The sequence below is a fragment of the Vibrio sp. CDRSL-10 TSBA genome (assembly GCA_039696685.1).
GTDB lineage: Bacteria > Pseudomonadota > Gammaproteobacteria > Enterobacterales > Vibrionaceae > Vibrio.
Genome location: CP155566.1, coordinates 2,184,103 through 2,202,126 on the forward strand (window position 1 = coordinate 2,184,103; position 18,024 = coordinate 2,202,126).

The window sequence follows — 18,024 nt, forward strand, 5'->3', positions numbered from 1 at the left end:
GTAAACTTAACGCTTTGTACATCTTCTGCATTGGTTATGCAGTGATGAGAGATGATACAGTGATTAACGCAGCGCCGGAAACTTCTGCAGCAACGTCGTCATCAGCACCAGAGCCAGCAAGGCAAAGACAGCGCCGACATAACCAATCATTTCCAGCGAACTGAAATGAATCACTTTGGCGCCAATCAAGGCACCGGCACCGATGCCGAGGTTAATAATGCCGGAGAACATCGACATAATCATGTCAGATGCCTGGGTATCAATGTTAAGCACTTTAACCTGCATTGCCAGACAGGCGACCATCAATGCTGTGCCCCAAACCACCAGTAGCGCACTAATGCCCCACAGGTTGCCGACCGACCACATCAGCGCAACCAGACACAGCAGCAGCAAGAAGGTGTTACTCATCAATAACTTGGTGTTAGCACGCTCACCCCAGTAGCCAAAGATGATACTGCCGAGAATACCAGCACCACCAAACACCAGCAGTAACAGAGTGGTGAAGTTTCTCACTCACCTGACCAATCTGTTTAACGAAAGGTTCAATGTAGCTGTAGGCGGAATAGTGCGCTGTGAACAGCAGGAAGATGAACAGGTACAATCCCATCAGTTTCGGGTTACGCAGCAGCTCCGGCAGTTTCTTCATCGAACCGCTGAACAGACTCGGCATCACAGGCAACAGACGCATCAAAGCAAGTAGAATCAGCAAAGCCACAATGCCGATAGCAGCAAAAGTCACTCGCCAGCCGAACCATTGACCGATAATCCGTCCCAGAGGAACGCCCAGTACCATCGCCAGTGACGTACCAGTCGCCAGCACACTTAAGGCCAGCGTTTTCTTACCCGCAGGAGCGACCCGAATCGCGATTGACGCGGTTATCGACCAGAAAACGGCGTGCGCAAATGCAATCCCTATCCGGCTGGCAACCAAGGTTTCAAAGTTCCAGGCAATCACGGAAAAACCGTGGCTGACGATAAACAGAGTAAAAACGCCAATCAGCAGCTTTTTACGCTCAATGCGGCTGGTCAGCATCATCATAGGCAACGACATTGACGCCACAATCCAGGCATAAATAGTCAGCATCCAGCCTGCCGATGACACAGGTACATCCAGATCACGGGCGATATCGGTCAGTAATCCGACCGGCACAAATTCTGTGGTGTTAAAAATAAAGGCACTAAAGCCCAGAGCAAAGACACGCAAATATTGGTTGTGGCGCGAGTTATCATTCGCCGCCGGAACGGTGTGGGTCATACGCAATCAGATGTTTAACCAGGAGGACAAAAGAGTGACCATTGTCTCACTTTTGTTCACAATAAGGAAAGATTTTATACAACAATTTTTATACTGATAACTTTTGCTTACATATTTCCCGCCCACCGATAATCACTTGAATTCACTGCGCGATCTCAAACCGGTAATGTGTTACAAAAATAGTAAAGAGCATTTGCCAGCCACGGCAGTTTAGACAACTATTGATACAGGTACTCTGTGTCATCCGGCATTTCGCCCGTTACCATCCAGCCCCATTGACAGACAAGGAATCCGGCACCCAGCATGACAAGTTATTTTATTCAGGCCTTTATCTATCTGATTGCAGCGGTGATTGCTGTTCCACTGGCAACAAGGTTCGGGCTTGGTTCCGTGCTCGGTTACCTGATCGCCGGAGTGGTGATTGGCCCGATTGTCGGCTTGGTGGGTGATGAAACCCAGGCTATCCAGCATTTCGCCGAATTTGGCGTGGTGATGATGCTGTTTCTGGTCGGGCTGGAACTGGAACCGCAACGTTTGTGGGCGATGCGTCACCGTTTACTCGGACTGGGCGGTTTACAGGTTGGGTTGACTGCCCTTGCGACGATGGCTGGCTGTCTGCTGTTTGATATTCCCTACACCATTGCACTGACCATTGGTCTGATTTTGTCGCTCTCTTCGACTGCGATTGTGCTGCAGACCTTCACCGAAAAACGCCTTAATCGTACCGAGGGCGGTCAGAATGCATTTTCTGTGTTGCTGTTCCAGGACATTGCCGTGATCCCGATGCTGGCCTTTATTCCTCTGCTCGCCTTACCGGAGCTGGTGGAACAGGCACAAAGCGCCGCCGACACTGCGGCTCAGCATGCAGAAGAGTTACTAGTGATGACTCACTTACCCGGCTGGGCATATGGGTTAATCATTACCGCCGCCATCGCGATTGTCGTTGTCGGTGGCCACTACCTGAGCCGGCCGCTGTTTCGTTTTGTCGCTAACGCCGGTGTGCGCGAAATTTTCACTGCCACCGCCCTGATGCTGGTGATTGGTATTGCGATATTAATGAACCTAGTCGGTCTTTCCCCAGCGTTGGGCACCTTCCTCGCCGGCGTCGTGCTGGCCAACAGTGAATTTCGTCATGAACTGGAAGCCAACATTGAACCACTGAAAGGCCTGCTGCTCGGGTTATTCTTTATTACGGTCGGTGCCGGCATTAAGTTCGACCTGCTGTTCAGCCACTTTTTTGTCATCATGGGCGCCACTCTTGCCATCATGTTGCTTAAAGCCGTTGTGCTGTATCTGCTGGCGATCATCTTTCGCATTCGTGGCAGCAATCGCTGGCTGTTCACCCTCAGCCTGGCACAGGCCGGTGAATTTGGTTTCGTGCTGCTGAGCTTTACCGAGCAGCGTCACGTACTGCCTACCGAAATGGCTCAGGTATTATCACTGGTCGTGACCTTGTCGATGTTCCTGACGCCGGGCCTGTTTATCTTATTTGATAAAGTCATCATGCCGCGCTTTGAACAGCAAACCAATCCGCAGCGTGAGGCGGATGTTATCGACGAGCATGGCACCGTCATCATTGCCGGCAGCGGCCGCTTCGGTCAGATAGTCAATCGTCTTCTGGTCGCCAACGGAGTAAAAACCGTGGTACTTGATCATCAGGCTTCACAGATAGACAACCTGCGTAAAATCAATACCCACGCCTATTTTGGTGACGCGACCCGCCCGGGCCTGCTTCACACGGCGGGAATTGAAGAAGCCACCATGTTAGTGGTAGCGATTGATAATCAGGAGAGCAGCGTCGAGCTGGTTAAATATGTCAAACATGCCTACCCGCACGTCAAAGTGTTGGCTCGGGCGTTTGACCGCGGCCACGGTTACCGCCTGCGCCAGGTAGGCGTTGATCTGGCGGTATCAGAAACCTACCATTCAGCCCTGGAAGTCGGCGCTTCGGCCATGAAAGCACTGGGCTTTCACCCCTATCTGGTTGAACAACAGAAGAAGGTGTACAAAAAAGTTGAAGCCAGTCATTCAGATGGTTTGTATCAAGCCTGGTTAAGTGAAGCCCAGGGCAAAGAGCGGGTCGACAATAACTACATCAAACTGTTTATCGAACTGGAGCAGCGCCTCAAAGAAGAGATGGCGTTTGAAAGTGCTGACAGTACTTACGAGTTTGATCGCGGTGCCAGTATGGAAGCCAAAGAAAATCGGCGTAACATTAGCTAATGAGCTCATTTCCTGACCAGTGTACTCAGCCAGCAGAGCTCTTTGAGACTCAGCACCCGAGAACGGAATGTCGGCTCGCTCACAATTATGCACACCGACGTGCCACATCCGACCTGTGCTCCCGGCGGACATGGCGGTACGACCTGTGCGACTCAGGACTATTTCTGTGCATTGAATCACTTAAATCAACCGTTAGCAGAACTGATTTCTGCTGGTGCATAAAAGGGAATAATTCAGTTTGATGCATATCAACAAAGTTATTCGAAAAACTTGGCGATCATCAACAAGGTCTGTTAGCCAACAATACTTGCGGCTGATGCTAAGTTAGAAAAAAATCACTCGGGGATATCACTATGCAAGCACTGTTGAATTGGCTTGACTCACTGTTAGACAAAGACGATCTCGGCAAACTCATTCTTCGTGTCAGCTTTGGATTTATGTTTTTACTGCACGGTATCCACAAAATCTTTGGCGGCACCGAATTTATTCAGGGATTATTTGTGCAGCATGGCCTGCCGGCTTTCTTCGCGTACGGGGTTTACCTCGGTGAAGTGATTGTACCGGTCCTGATTATCATCGGATTATTTACCCGCTTGTCTGCCATCGTGTGGGTAGGCACCAGCCTGATGGTTATCTGGCTGATGCATGCAGACAACCTGTTTACCGTCGATAAAGTCGGCGCCTGGGCAGCGGAAGGCATCGGAGTTTATTTGTTCGCGGCACTGGCGATTATGCTGATTGGCCCGGGTAAATATGCACTGGAATCACGCCGTCAGACTGCCTGAGTCGGTTAGAGCAGGCTGCGATTTACACCAGGTAAATCGTGGCCTGCTTTGCCTTACCTGGTTTACTTTGCATCGCCTTCCTTAGTTAGTCCGTCTCTGAACATCACCGCCTACTCTAAAAGCACCTGACTGCATATAAATTCAGCTCACCTGCTGCTGACTTACTTACTCAGCCTCCGACCTATTTAAATATTCGGTTCTGTTATGGTCAGATTTACGTCATAAAGCTGTGTGATGACTTGCACCCTGCAGCCCTGCCATCTTTAATACCCTCAGATGGGACGAAGCAGGACATCTTATGTTTAATAAATGGTTACTAATTGGAGCGGCAGTCATGCCGTTAGGTATGGCTCACGCAGACGTCGCTGTGCGCCAGAGCGGAGTCAGCGTAGAAACCGACTGTCTGAACATTAAAGTCGACGGCCTGAGTATCGGTGCCGGGGATTGTCGCCCAAGACGTGTTTACCGCGAGACCGTACGCGTTTATGAAGACCACGACCACCACAGACATCCGTCTCACCGGCACCATAAAGATGAGTGGAAACACCATAAAAACTGGAAAAATGGTCAGGGTCACTGGAAGAAACGTGAAAAAGTCATTTACCAGGAAGAGTGGCGCTACGAAGACAGAGGCGGCAGACATCACCACTAACAATCATCATCACTAACAATAATCTTGTCGGCTAGGATTCGGAAGGTCACCCCATGGTGGCCTTTCCTTTTTGGTCTTTACTTCTGGGGCGGCCATTCTTTCCATCGTCCATTTCCCGTCATCAACGACTGATTCTTCATTTCCATTCCTGCATCGATCACTTTTAGTCTGCGACGAATAAATAAGCTAACCCGCTGATTTATTGAACCTCTTATTTCACTCAATTTTGCTGCGTCGGAGCAATCACCATCACATCGGCTCAGAATGCTTGATTTCATTGCTCTGCGCTCATTAAAACGGTTGAAAATTTGGTTCGAAATTAGTGCTGTTTTGTGTTCAAATAGTGGCCTTCGCGTGATCTACTCGACTTATTAAACACAAAACTATTAACGATAGACCAGCGCCCCTTGCTTTAAGGGATAAAAAGCCCAATAAATGGGGGAATGAGGCAGAAACGTGCTTTTAATGAATTCTTGATTCACCGCAATACACCTTTTTCCCTGCCAGATTAGTTTTAGCTTTATTCACAAAGCACCATTCAAAGGATCCATAATTATGTCTGACCTAACGACGAGCATTGACTCTATCCAACCTGTTGCTGAAGCGACTGGCTCCTCTATCTGGGGTTATGTCATCGGCGGCATCGTCCTGGTCCTGGCCGCGGGCTACTTCGGTTACAAAAAGATCAACCAACCTGCTTTTGTTGTAAAACAACTGCGCAAACGCAACCGTAAAGAAATGCAAAAGCAAGGCGTAGAAAGCGCTGAATCAATGGCTGATCTGGATCTGCTGCTGGACTCAGTGCAAAACTACGCGATTGAGAACAAAATGACCGGCACTAAGATGGTTCAGCTGCTGGCGCCGATGAACGATAAATCAAAAGTAAAATCGGGCACTGATTTCTATCATGCGATGGCTTACATCGCGAAAAACATCAATGACACCCAACTGGCGCGTAACTTCCAGAATAAATCGAAACAAGTGAAATCCAGCTCACCTCTGATGGCAGGTCTGCTGAAACGCGCCGGCGTTTAATTTCACCTGACAGATTCCCATTTTAATAGCCCGCATTCGCGGGCTATTTTTTTATTTCAAGCAGTGTCAGCCCTTGAACTCCTGACGACCAGGCTCTCATTTTTATCTCTGTGTCCAATAAACAGTGGCATTTCCGCCGGGCAAGTCTTACTTTCAATCCTATAACCGCCGCGCAGTGTCTGAACATCGCTGTGCGCGCCTCATCTGCACCTTCGTGTTCGAAAAAACACTCAATTCATAATGTCATCGAAAGGATACGTATGACCAGCCTTGTACAACGCCTCAAAAACCCCTCAGGAAGCTTCTGGGTTACTCTCTGTCTATTGGCACTGCCGCCATTATTCTGGGCCGGTAATTTTATTGTCGGACGTTCTGTGCGTGGTGATATCCCGCCTTTGACGCTCTCCTTTGACCGCTGGGTGATAGCCAGCCTGGTTCTGCTGCCATTTACCTATACGATCTTGCGCCGCGAATGGCGCCTTTACTGGCACTATCGCCAGCGAATTTTAATCGCTTCGGTGACAGGCGTGGCAGCATTCAACTCGCTGATCTATGTCGGTCTGCAAAGTACAACCGCCAGTAATGCGCTGATCCTCAATTCATTTATCCCATTACTCATCAGTCTGTTCGGCTCGCTGTTTGTCAAACTTCGCCTTAAACGTTCGCAATGGCTGGGAATGGCCGTGTCATTTACCGGCGTACTGTTTATTCTGACCCGTGGCGACTGGCAGATCCTAAGCTCGCTTAGTTTTAATCAGGGTGATTTAGTGGTTTTTCTGGCAATGGTCAGCTGGGCCATATATACCTTGGTGATCCAAAGAATGCCAAAAGAAATGAACCGGTTAGGTCTGATGTCAGTGCAGATGTTCGTCGGGCTGCTGGTGGTCATGCCATTTTATGGTGTTGAAGTGTATTCAGGCGCCAGCCCGGTTTGGAACAGCCATACCTTATTGGCTCTGGCCTATGTGGGAATCGTGCCGTCAGTGCTGGCTTACCTGCTCTACACCACCAGCGTGGAGCGCCTCGGGCCGGCCAAAGCTGGCCTGTCAATTCATTTGATTCCGGTGTTTGGCGTGCTGCTCTCGATTGCTTTATTGGGTGAGAGCTTGCATTGGTATCAGCTTACCGGCATGGCACTGATATTCATCGGTATTTTGAGAAGCTAACCCACTAAGTCGCCAGGCATACTGATAGCCCACTATCTTTACGAAGCCGCCCCGGCGACAACCAGGCGGTTTCTCCCCTGATCTTTAGCCTGATAAAGTGCCCGGTCAGCCTGAAGTAACATGGCGTCCACTGTAGCGCCATTATCCGGATAAACCGCAGCCCCGATACTGATCCCTATGCTTACCTGCAGCTCACCAATCTTCATCGGCATGCCGATACTGGCGATAATCTGCTGCGATTTAAAAAAATCATGATCTTCAGAATCGAGCAGGATTGCGACAAATTCGTCGCCACCAAGCCGGGCAACAATATCACTGGAGCGCAGACAGCCAACCAATCTCTGGCCGACCATTTTCAGCACGGCATCGCCAATGGTATGGCCATAGGTATCATTAACCGCTTTAAAACCATCGAGATCCATATAATACATGGTAAAGCTGCGCCCTTTCTGGCGGGCAACATCAAGATGTTCATGGGCTAGTTTCATAGAAATGACGCCGGTTGGCGAGCCCGGTTAATTCATCACGGGTCGCCAGACGCCGCTCCATTTCTGCCACTTGTTGGCGACGTAAGACTTCCTGCTGCAGGTGTTCCGTAGCATCAATCACGGCCTTCTCTACATAGACTTTATGGCCAAGTATACGCAGCAGAGCCACCGCGATTAAACCGGTTGAAAGCAGCAGATAGGTCCAGTACCAGGAAGAGAGAATAAAAGACGAATGCTGAATCATACCCTGACGCCCGCCGTACATCGAAAGTGTCCAGGAGCTGTTATTTAGATGCAGCTTACTTTGCAGCAGTGGCTGCTGCCCTTGCGGATCTTCGCCCAGAATGCGTTCATCCAGATGCCCGACCGGGTTCACCGCCCGAATAGACAATATGAATTCATCAGTAAAACGTTTGATGATTGGCGAGCTAAGCAGCGCGTCCATATCAATTAATACCGTCGCAAATCCCCAGAATGTTTGCTTCTGACGTCCTGATTCACTGGGAACATAAATCGGCGCCCGGGCAATCAGACCATAACCACCTTGGATCAATCGCAAAGGGCCATCGACAATCGGACGGCGGGTGGTAATGGCTTTCATCACTCCCTCTTTACGTCGTGGGTCCTGCAGCAAGTTATGGCCAATAGCGCCCTGATTACGTTCAAGGTCGGTAACATAGGTCACCACTCCCTCAGGCGCCAACTGCAGACTGCTGACAAAGTCCGATTTAGCCAGCACTCGCTCGGCGAACAGGGTAAACTCTTGTGCGCTGAAATCCGGGCGTGATATGACGAACGCTTCCAGACTGTCAGTAAGCCGCAACTCGTTGTCCAGCATGGCTTGCAGAGTAATGACCAACCCTTGTAGACGCTGTTTGTACAGATACAGCTGGTCTTGCTTCTGGCTTCCCTGCTCGACATAACGAACGCCAAAACCGATGGCAAGCCAAACCACACAGCTGAGAATAATAATCGTGACGTGCAGCGGGTTAATTTGGAAAATCGAATGACGTAACGAGTATTTGTCCGAAAAAATGCCCCGATATAAAAAATAGGTCGCTATAAAGCGGAACAAATGACCGATTGCATTAACGTCACCATAGACGGAAATATATTGAGTAAAACAGAGTTCCGCCACTATGGTCAGGGCAAAAAAGATAGCCAGGTGTGGAACGTGCACCGATTGCAGGGTTTTACGCTTTAACCATACCGCCAGCCAGGCGACTGCGGTGAGGCCAACCACCACGTACTCACTGTAGAGTTTAAACGGCGTCAGGCCACTGTCTTCCACAAAGGCATCGGGAAATAGCATCAGCGGATAGATAGCCAGAATGCCCGCTGCAGAAACTATGATAAGGCCGCGGATATAGGCTGTTTGATGACGACACTGAAAAGGACAGACAAAGACAATCAGTAAGCCAATTGCTTCAACCAAGCGGCCTAAAGTCCAGAAACTGCGTCGGTGGATTAGGCCCGAGATTACCGGACAACAGGGCCCCTTTATAGGTCAGCATATGAGCCAGGTCGATAAATGCCACACACACGAATACCGTGCTCAGCAATCTCAGATAGCGGGTTTCTTCGGTGGCCTTAGCTTTAAACCCGGCCAGAGCAATTAAGCCCGAGACCAGAATGGTAAATAATTCGACGATGGCATGGAAGGTCATAAAATCTTGTCGGGACAGAATCCACAGTAGACAGACGACCAGCCCCAAAATCAACAGATAAGAGGATCTGATAAAAGTCGACTTGACGGCATATTCATGACGGTCCAACGATGTATTCCCTATTCGACAAAAATGTCGCCCGTTACAAAATGAGCGTGCTAATGACCTGACAGCGATTCAAGATATTAAAAAATAAAACACTGATGAATTGCATCGTGGGTAGGAAATAATAGCAGCCACTTATTCTTCGTATTCATCAAGTTCAATAGTAACTGCATTGTCAAAAACAGGTCAATTATTTACTGTATAAAATGTTGCATACCTCAGTTAGGCACTGCAACAACGAAAGATATTACATCCTTGATACTAACCCGGTCTGTATTTAAATATATATTGGTTTTGAAACACTTTAAAATCGAACCGGAACACACGTTAATTAAGCCCTGCCATTCATCCTCTGATTTACAGAACAAAAAGGCCACCCATTGTTGGGTGGCCAGTGAAAATCGATAATTCTCTAAAGAACAATTAATTGATGCGTACAATTCTCGTATCAACCACAGAATTGTCTTCAACCGCATCCGCGTTGGTGTATGGAGTTGCGCTATCCGGATAGCGTGTACGCAGATATTCCGCGAAACGCATCCTGCTCAGTACCGCTCTCGGCAAAATCGGCCAGACCGGTATCTGCACTCATATTACCTTGCAGATACTGCATGTTCTGACAATAGCTGTTGCCGTCACCGTCCGTCGCGGTCGTACACGGGAACGGATAACCATCACCGCCCTCACCAAGGTAGCTCAAGGTGACAACGCTGAACTGACGACTGCTGTTACCCTGCATCACACCGGCGGTTACCACAATATCATCGTATACCCCATCTCCCGAGGTATCGACCGCCAGTTCAGTAATGCGCTGGCCTGGCTCTCCGGCACTGGTATCCATAGCCGGTTGGGTCGGGTCAAAACTAAAGCGCATACCCGCAATCTGCGGGAAACGGCCACCTGCGTTGCCGGTCGGATCATCGGGATCGATATCAGCGACCGTATGTTCCAGAATCTGCTTGAGCTCAGTCGCCGACACATCGAGAATACCCAAGGCATTATTGAAGGCCAACGTGGTCTGCAAATCATACTGCGAAATATCGCCCTCTTCTTTACCGGCTGCCGGATAGGCGGCAGGTGGGTAATACTGCAGATCATCGGCATTGGTTGAACCCGCCGGATAAGCCGAGTAACCGATAGGGGCACGGATGCCACCGCCATTTTTGATAGAAATCTGTACGCCCGAGTCTTCTAGTTTGGCATACCACAGGTTAGCGTCTGCAGTCAGATCGCCCAGGTTAGTTTCATTGGATCGCACATCGGCACGCAGACCATTCAGATACACAGTCGTATGACCGAGGATGTTACTTTCATCCGCGACAATCACATCGTTGACCGCAGTGACGATCGCATCAACCTCAGCATTATTGCTGCCGCCCAGTGAGCTGACCATACTATCATCACTGATATAAACCCCGCTCTGCTCGGAGTCGATGGAATTGGTGAGCAGATTGCCGTTTTCATCAAAGCCAACCACTAAACGCCCCAGGTACTTGTAGTCGCCATCGACGTTAACCACAGCAATATCTTTACCGTCGGCATCCTTGTATAGCAATGGATAGGTACCAATCGCACTATCGCCGGCCCAGAGTCGGTCGTTGCTGTCCGCCAGTAAGGTATTCGAACCACCAGCAACTATGATATCGACATCTTTCAGTAGCGTTGCCAACTGCTGTTCGACCGTAATGGTCTGCATGTGAGCCAAGACGATGACTTTGTTAATCCCGCTTGCGGTCAGGTCATCAACTTTTTCCTGAATTAACCCCGCCAGTTCAGCGGTAGAATCGTTCGCGGGTAATACCGTGATATCGCCGGTGCTGGTAATCACCTCATTGGTTGGCGTGGTTGCGCCAACAATACCAATCCGTTCTCCATTGACGGTAATGACCGTACTGGACGTCAGACTATTGGGGATGTCAGATGCTGTCTGCCCATCTGCAACCACCAGCGGTGCGGTATTTGCGTCATCGGCAAAGATCATGTTGCTGCTCAGATAAGGGAAGCGGGCTCCCGGGTAATCCATGCTGTAAGAACCGGTTGCCGTCTCGGCAGCGATAATAGCAGCGAACTCCTCGGTACCGCCATCCAGATCATGGTTACCGACAGCAGAGGCCTGCAGACCCATGGCATTGAGCATGGCAATATCCGCACGTCCGACACCAGGCACCCCGACCCCATTTACCGTCGCCATCGTCTCATTGTCTCCGGCCTGATAACGTGAACCGGGAATGTAGTTGTCACCAGAGCTGAGAAACAAAGTATTCTGCGGATATTGTGAAGTCAGCGAACTGACGTTACTGGCAAAATTGCCGGCATTCGCCAGTGCCAAAGCATTTGAGCCATCCATATCCGACACATGCAAGAGTTGTAAAGTAAAAGACGCCTGTGAATCGTTACTGTCATTACAGCCAACTAATGCCATGGTGACGGCTGTGGCCAGCAGTGTGTGGGATAACAAGCGTTTGTTAAGCTTAGGGGTTTTCATTTGTGTCTCCGAGACCTGTCTAACGTTGATGATGAGTGTCCATACGCGAAAAACCGACGATGAAACAAGTCACAAGAGTGGCAACGGATAATGAACGTGATATGAAATTGCAGTGATATTTGGAAGAAAGATCCTATTCGTTTATTAATTATCTGAATGAAATCGCATACATTGATTCTGCCACTCTAACCGTATGATAAATAAAAATGACACAAGCTTAATTCATCACTAAAGGCAGGGAACCGTGTCACTCCCCTCTCTTTCCCCCGCCCGCACAATCACTAATTTATTCAGATAAGATGTTTCTTAATAATTCTTAAGCGACTCTTAAGTTTTGCTTCTCATCATAGCCACACTGTCCGATAACTGTGATTTACTGTGATGACCCATACTCGCCGTTTTAGCTGGCCCCAAATCCCGATGACCATGAGCACACTGATTGTTTTGTGTGCGGTCTATTTTGGTACCGTGATGAACTATCCGGTGCTGTCTGCTATTTTCAACCTGAGCAGCAATGTCTCTAATCCGCTGTTTGCTGCCAGTGCACCTCTGCTGCTGACCTGCGCTTTCATCCTTATTTTCTCTCTCGTTGCCTGGCCCTATATTTTTAAGCCGTTTATGGCCTTTGTGCTGCTGACTTCAGCGGCCGCTTTATATGCCGAAGTCAACTTCCACACGCTGTTTGATTCCACCATGATGGAGAGTGTGTTTGAGACTAACAGCTCAGAAATGTCCTTCTACATGAACGGCGCAACCCTGGCTTATCTGACAGGATTTGGTCTGCTGCCAACCCTGTTGCTGTTCATGGTACGCATTGTTTCCGCAGCGCACCTTGCTGAGAGCGACCCTGTCACGTGTTGGTATTATCGTCATTGCTCTGGCTGGAATTGGGCTGACGGCTGCGACCAGTTATAAAGATTACGCGTCAGTCGGACGCAACAACCATTATCTCAACAAGATGATCATCCCGGCGCACATATACAACGGGTTCCGGTATCTAGAAAAAACCTATTTTACCCAGCCTCTGGTTTATAAAACCCAGGGCGAAGATGCCAAAGTGGTGGCAAATCCCAACGGCAAACCCACGTTGATGGTCGTGGTGCTGGGTGAAACTGCCCGCGCGCAAAACTTTGCCTACAACGGCTATGCACGCGACACCAACCCTTATACCAAAGACATGGGCCTGATTGCCTTTCAGGATGTCTCTTCCTGCGGCACCTACACCGCGCTTTCAGTGCCGTGTATGTTCTCGAATATGACTCGTGAGACTTATAACAAACCACGTGCTCAGGCTCAGGATAACGCCCTGAATGTAATTCAACATGCAGGAGTGGATGTTCTGTGGATTGATAATGACGGCGGTGACAAAGGAGTGGCCGATAATCTGCCGTACCGCACCATTGATAATTCATTGAAAAATCAAGACTGCAACGGCACTACCTGCTTTGACGTGGCGATGATGAAAGATGCCAAACAATTTATTGATGATGGCAAACACGACAAACTGCTGGTGCTGCATACCATCGGCAGCCACGGACCGACCTACTGGCAACGCTATCCGGATGCTCAGGCGCCGTTCCAGCCGGCTTGTGACCGCAGCGATATCGAAAACTGCAGCGACCAGCAAATCGTCAATGTATACGACAACACCCTGGTGTATACCGACTATGTCCTGGCCCAGGTGATTGATGAGCTAAAAAGCGTCTCTGACGATTACAACGTAATGATGACCTATATCTCCGATCACGGTGAATCACTGGGTGAAAGCGGACTTTACCTACACGGCACGCCTTACTCCATCGCCCCTAAAGAGCAGACTCAGGTGCCTTGGCTAATGTGGATTCCTAATCAGTATGCTGAGCAAAAAGGGCTTAATACCCAATGCCTTAAACAAGAAGCGCAAAGCAGCACCGTCTCACATGACAACCTGTTTCATAGTTTGCTGGGGTTGTATGGCGTGACATCACAGGTCCACGATGCTGGCCTGGATATTACCCAAAACTGTCAACTCCATTCATAATCTTGCCTTATAGAGTGCCGAAAAAATGCAACCAGACATTATAATTAAACGTACAGGTATGCACAGGATTGCCTATACTTTCATTCATAGCTTTAACGGTTTTAAGTGGTTGTGTAAAAACGAGGCAGCTTTCCAGCAAGAACTCATGCTGTTCGTGCCGTTAACGTACTTTGCGTTTTGGCTCGATTTACCGGCAATGCATACCTTGTTAGTTATGCTCAGCATGCTGTTTGTCCTCTTCGCAGAAATGGTCAATACCGCCATTGAAGCTGTAGTTGACCGGGTAGGTCTGGAATATCACACCTTGTCCGGGGTCGCGAAAAACATCGGCTCAGCCATCGTGCTGCTCAGTATGGTGTGCTCATTGGCTGTGTGGGGAACCGTATTATGGCTACGCTAATTACCGTACTTTCGGGTGAACGAACCAGATTGAAGACAGGGGCATTACCTGCCCTGCTTGGCTTCTTTGTGATTAATCTGGCACTCTTGAGTCTGTCACGCCTGATGCTGTCCATCTGGCAAAGTGAACGCGTGTTTGCCGCCAGTGACTATGGCCAGATCTTCTTAGGTGGCCTGCGCATCGACCTCTCGACTCTGGGTTATCTGCTGGCACCGGCTTTGCTGGTGATGCTGCTGGCAACTGCCTTGCGTGCGACACGCTTTATCCGCCTGCCACTCAAAGTCTACCTGGTGGGCAGCACCCTGTTACTGCTGTTCTTTGAACTCATTACCCCGACCTTCATTCTGGAATACGATCTGCGACCGAACCGTCTGTTCATCGACTACCTGATCTATCCAAAAGAAGTGTTTTCTATGCTCGCTTCCGGCTACAAGACAGAGATTGCAGTGACCTTACTGGTCCTGTTTTTAGCCGGTAGCGGACTGAGTAAGGTATTTAACCGGGTCTGGAATCCTGATATCAAAGGGGCAATGATTCCCCAGCTTGCTCTGCAACTGGTTCTGGCTTGCCTGTTTGTTTTAGCGGGCCGCGGCACGTTAGAGCACCGTCCGATTAACCCGGCACTGGTGGCATTTTCAACCGATCACTTGCTCAATGATCTTAGTATCAACTCAGCCTACTCAGTTGCCTTTGCCTGGAAACAGGCCCAGAAAGAGATGTCGAGCGCCGACTTTTACGGGCCTATGAATCAACAGACTCTGCTCAGTCAGATCCGTGCCAGTCAGCAAAATCCGGATGCACACTATCTGGACACGACAGCGCCAACCAAAACCATGCACATCAGCAGCTTCCCGGAACGTAAAAAGAATCTGGTGATTCTGCTGCAAGAGAGCTTAGGTGCGCGCTATGTCGGCAAACTGGGCGGGCTGCCACTGACCCCGAATCTGGACAAGCTGATGGATGAAGGCTGGAACTTCACCCGCCTTTACGCAACCGGGACCCGTTTCTGTGCGTGGTATCGAGGCTGTGGTCACCGGCTTTACGCCGACTCCGGCACGTGCAGTGGTTAAACTCGGCAAGTCGCAGCAAAACTTTTTCACTTTGGCCGATTTCTTAGGCAGACAGGGTTACCACACCCAGTTTATCTATGGTGGCGAAGCACACTTCGACAATATGAAGACGTTTTTCCTTGGTAATGGTTTTCAGGATATCGTGCAGGGCAGTGACTTCGACCAGGTGAACTTCACCGGCTCCTGGGGCGCCTCAGACGAAGACCTTTACGACCAGGCTGATCGCGAGTTCAGTCAGTTACACAAAGATGGTAAGCCGTTCTTCAGTCTGGTGTTTACTTCATCGAATCATTCACCTTATGACTATCCGGACGGCAAAATCACCCCTTACGATACCGAGAAGCAAACGCGCAATAACGCTGCGAAATATTCTGATTTCGCCTTGGGTGAATTTGTCAAAAAGGCCAAGAATTCCGACTATTGGAAAGACACCATTTTTGTCGTCGTCGCTGACCACGATTCACGGGTGTATGGTGCCAGCCTGGTGCCGGTGCGTCACTTCCATATCCCGGCAGTGATATTCGGTAACGATGTCACGCCTAAGCAGGATGACCGTCTGGCGAGCCAAATTGACCTGGGGCCGACCTTACTGTCACTGATTGGCGCATCCGGCGAACATCCGATGCTGGGTAATGACTTTACCAAACCCGTAGCAGCTGATCAGACGCGTGCCTTACTGCAATACGATAAAAACTTTGCTTACCTGAAACAAAATAAAGCGGTCGTGTTTCAACCAGACAAAGCACCACAGACGTTTTTGCTGCAAGGGGAAAACCTGACGCCGACCGAGGCAGACACCACCCTGACTGAAGAAGCGCATGCCTACGCCAACTTTGGCAGCGTTGCGTATCAGAAAGGCTGGTACAAACCCTGAGCGGCTCTCTGGGGATGAAACGAATTGCCTCTTGTGGTGTAAACGAATTCCCTTCATCGAGTAAACAAATTGCGCTTGGTGGGAAAACAAACTCTAGTTGGACAAACAAATTGATGTTTAGCGGCTAAAAAAATGCCAGAGGGTTTCCTCTGGCATTTTTTGTTTTAAGTGACCGTCAGTCTATGCGGAATTTTAATCCGCTTAATTTTGTGACACAGCATCCTGACGCAGTTTTGAACGACGGCGATTTGTGTTTTGCCCCTGGCCTGAATTTGCTTTACCGGCACCCGCTGCATTACGCGGTTTATGACCTGAACGATTCGCTGGTTTATCACCTGTTCGGGTATCCGCTGCCTGAGCGCCCTGCTTCTGATTAGCCTGACCCGACGGCTTGTTACCTGCCCCATTACGGCCAGATGTATTTGGGCGAGAAGCATTGGTACCAGAAGCATTAGCCGGCTTACGACGTTGACGTGGTGCGCCTGATTTCGCCTGAGCCGCCTTGGCTTCACTCTGACCCGACTTAGCGTGTTCTGTTGTTGGTTTTTTCGGCTTTTTCAGTTTTTTGGCTTTGATCGGACGTGTATCCAGCTTAGATTCCGGCACGCTGTTACTTGGCTTAAATCCATCCAGTTCAAGACGAGGCAGAACTTGCTGAATCAGTCGCTCAATCCCGAACAGGTCCGGCGCTTCAACTGCACACACCAGAGAAATCGCTTTACCCGCCTCACCGGCGCGACCAGTACGACCGATACGGTGCACGTAATCTTCCGCCACATTCGGCAGCTCGAAGTTAACCACCTGAGGTAGCTGAGGAATATCAATGCCGCGCGCTGCGATATCGGTCGCCACTAACACGCGCAGATCATTCGATTTAAACTCAGCCAACGCGGTCGTACGCGCACCCTGACTTTTATTACCATGAATAGCAGCGGCCTTGATGCCTTCTTCATTCAGAAACGCAGCTAGGCGGTTGGCACCACGTTTAGTACGGGTAAACACCAGCACCTGATGCCAGTCACCTTCTTTAATCAGCTTGACCAGCATCGGCGCTTTCTTTTTCACGTCTGCCGGATAAACAAACTGCTCAACCGTTTTTGCGGTTGAGTTGGCCGGGCTGACCGAAATTTCAACCGGTTGGTTCACCAGTTCTTTGGCAAGTTGGCGAATATCATCCGAGAAAGTCGCCGAAAACAGCAGGTTTTGGCGTTTTTTCGGCAGAAAATCGATGATTTTACGAATATCACGAATAAAACCCATATCCAGCATACGGTCTGCTTCATCCAACACCAGAATTTCAAGCTGATCAAATTTAACCGCATTCTGGTTATACAAATCCATCAGGCGCCCGGGAGTCGCCACCAGAACATCAGCGCCTTTGCGCAGACGCAGCATTTGCGGGTTAATCTTAACTCCGCCAAACACACAAGCGCTGCTCAAAGGCAGATGACGGCTATAAGTAACCACACTTTCCTGTACCTGAGCCGCCAGCTCACGGGTTGGAGTCAGAATCAGCGCTCGCACCTGGTTACCACGTACACGCGGCCCCTGTGACAAACGTTCTAGAATAGGCAGAGTAAAGCCTGCTGTTTTACCTGTACCGGTTTGCGCTGCTGCCATGACATCTTGGCCGGTTAACACGGCAGGAATCGCCTGCTCCTGGATCGGAGAAGGTGTCGTGTAGCCTTTTTCTTGAATGGCTTGCAGGATTGGCGCAGATAAACCTAACGAGGTAAAACCCATAGTCGATACTCAATAGTTAAAATAAAAATCAGGCGTTGTGCAGATGACAACGAAAG

13 protein-coding genes and 2 pseudogenes are annotated in these 18,024 nt (G+C 49.6%); 8 read left to right on the forward strand and 7 right to left on the reverse strand.

The features are described from left to right. Positions 1-63 precede the first annotated feature (63 nt). Complete coding sequence (locus ABDK09_17550) at positions 64-513, reverse strand: hypothetical protein (GenBank protein ID XAW88794.1); 450 nt, start codon at positions 511-513, stop codon at positions 64-66. Further along, positions 431-1,255: an MFS transporter gene (locus ABDK09_17555; protein ID XAW88795.1), complete on the reverse strand. Its 825-nt coding sequence runs from the start codon at positions 1,253-1,255 to the stop codon at positions 431-433. Before ABDK09_17555 ends, ABDK09_17550 begins: the two co-directional genes overlap by 83 nt. A gap of 303 nt (positions 1,256-1,558) precedes the next feature. Between ABDK09_17555 and ABDK09_17560 the strand changes: the two genes are divergently transcribed. The 5 genes from ABDK09_17560 (at position 1,559) to ABDK09_17580 (ending at position 7,116) form a co-directional block, all read left to right on the forward strand. Then, complete coding sequence (locus ABDK09_17560; protein XAW88796.1) at positions 1,559-3,478, forward strand: monovalent cation:proton antiporter-2 (CPA2) family protein; 1,920 nt, start codon at positions 1,559-1,561, stop codon at positions 3,476-3,478. Between the two features lie 353 nt (positions 3,479-3,831). Next, positions 3,832-4,263: a DoxX family protein gene (locus ABDK09_17565; protein ID XAW88797.1), complete on the forward strand. Its 432-nt coding sequence runs from the start codon at positions 3,832-3,834 to the stop codon at positions 4,261-4,263. A gap of 334 nt (positions 4,264-4,597) precedes the next feature. Then, positions 4,598-4,915: a hypothetical protein gene (locus ABDK09_17570; protein XAW88798.1), complete on the forward strand. Its 318-nt coding sequence runs from the start codon at positions 4,598-4,600 to the stop codon at positions 4,913-4,915. A gap of 555 nt (positions 4,916-5,470) precedes the next feature. Next, positions 5,471-5,950 (forward strand): LPXTG cell wall anchor domain-containing protein, encoded by a 480-nt coding sequence (locus ABDK09_17575; protein ID XAW88799.1) that lies wholly within the window; start codon positions 5,471-5,473, stop codon positions 5,948-5,950. Positions 5,951-6,210: 260 nt separating this feature from the next. Next, on the forward strand, positions 6,211-7,116 hold the full coding sequence (locus ABDK09_17580; protein XAW88800.1) for a DMT family transporter: 906 nt from the start codon (positions 6,211-6,213) through the stop codon (positions 7,114-7,116). A gap of 38 nt (positions 7,117-7,154) precedes the next feature. Here the strand turns inward: ABDK09_17580 and ABDK09_17585 are convergent, their stop codons facing one another. From ABDK09_17585 to ABDK09_17600, 4 genes are all read right to left on the reverse strand, one after another. Further along, positions 7,155-7,604, reverse strand: coding sequence for a GGDEF domain-containing protein (locus ABDK09_17585; protein XAW88801.1), 450 nt, complete (start codon positions 7,602-7,604; stop codon positions 7,155-7,157). Then, positions 7,588-9,039 carry an MASE3 domain-containing protein gene (locus ABDK09_17590; protein XAW88802.1) on the reverse strand — a complete coding sequence of 484 codons (1,452 nt, stop codon included), beginning with the start codon at positions 9,037-9,039 and terminating at the stop codon, positions 7,588-7,590. Before ABDK09_17590 ends, ABDK09_17585 begins: the two co-directional genes overlap by 17 nt. Continuing rightward, complete coding sequence (locus ABDK09_17595) at positions 9,032-9,379, reverse strand: MASE3 domain-containing protein (protein XAW88803.1); 348 nt, start codon at positions 9,377-9,379, stop codon at positions 9,032-9,034. Before ABDK09_17595 ends, ABDK09_17590 begins: the two co-directional genes overlap by 8 nt. A gap of 496 nt (positions 9,380-9,875) precedes the next feature. Continuing rightward, complete coding sequence (locus ABDK09_17600; GenBank protein XAW88804.1) at positions 9,876-11,861, reverse strand: bifunctional metallophosphatase/5'-nucleotidase; 1,986 nt, start codon at positions 11,859-11,861, stop codon at positions 9,876-9,878. Between the two features lie 426 nt (positions 11,862-12,287). Between ABDK09_17600 and ABDK09_17605 the strand changes: the two are divergent. From ABDK09_17605 to ABDK09_17615, 3 genes and pseudogenes are all read left to right on the forward strand, one after another. Further along, positions 12,288-13,881, forward strand: a pseudogene (locus ABDK09_17605) (phosphoethanolamine--lipid A transferase). A gap of 145 nt (positions 13,882-14,026) precedes the next feature. After that, complete coding sequence (locus tag ABDK09_17610; GenBank protein ID XAW88805.1) at positions 14,027-14,281, forward strand: diacylglycerol kinase; 255 nt, start codon at positions 14,027-14,029, stop codon at positions 14,279-14,281. After that, positions 14,269-16,225 (forward strand): annotated as a pseudogene (locus ABDK09_17615) (LTA synthase family protein). The gene ABDK09_17610 and the pseudogene ABDK09_17615 overlap by 13 nt, the downstream one beginning before the upstream one ends. A 201-nt stretch (positions 16,226-16,426) precedes the next feature. Here ABDK09_17615 and ABDK09_17620 read toward each other — a convergent pair. After that, complete coding sequence (locus ABDK09_17620; protein ID XAW88806.1) at positions 16,427-17,968, reverse strand: DEAD/DEAH box helicase; 1,542 nt, start codon at positions 17,966-17,968, stop codon at positions 16,427-16,429. Between the last annotated feature and the right edge of the window lie 56 nt (positions 17,969-18,024).

Bases quoted from the DNA above. Each gene is read 5' to 3' on its own strand.
- ABDK09_17560 (XAW88796.1), top strand. From the start codon at position 1,559: ATGACAAGTTATTTTATTCAGGCCTTTATCTATCTGATTGCAGCGGTG.
- ABDK09_17620 (XAW88806.1), bottom strand. From the start codon at position 17,968: ATGGGTTTTACCTCGTTAGGTTTATCTGCGCCAATCCTGCAAGCCATT.
- ABDK09_17585 (XAW88801.1), bottom strand. From the start codon at position 7,604: ATGAAACTAGCCCATGAACATCTTGATGTTGCCCGCCAGAAAGGGCGC.
- ABDK09_17570 (XAW88798.1), top strand. From the start codon at position 4,598: ATGCCGTTAGGTATGGCTCACGCAGACGTCGCTGTGCGCCAGAGCGGA.
- ABDK09_17555 (XAW88795.1), bottom strand. From the start codon at position 1,255: ATGACCCACACCGTTCCGGCGGCGAATGATAACTCGCGCCACAACCAA.
- ABDK09_17565 (XAW88797.1), top strand. From the start codon at position 3,832: ATGCAAGCACTGTTGAATTGGCTTGACTCACTGTTAGACAAAGACGAT.
- ABDK09_17580 (XAW88800.1), top strand. From the start codon at position 6,211: ATGACCAGCCTTGTACAACGCCTCAAAAACCCCTCAGGAAGCTTCTGG.
- ABDK09_17610 (XAW88805.1), top strand. From the start codon at position 14,027: ATGCTGTTCGTGCCGTTAACGTACTTTGCGTTTTGGCTCGATTTACCG.
- ABDK09_17600 (XAW88804.1), bottom strand. From the start codon at position 11,861: ATGAAAACCCCTAAGCTTAACAAACGCTTGTTATCCCACACACTGCTG.
- ABDK09_17575 (XAW88799.1), top strand. From the start codon at position 5,471: ATGTCTGACCTAACGACGAGCATTGACTCTATCCAACCTGTTGCTGAA.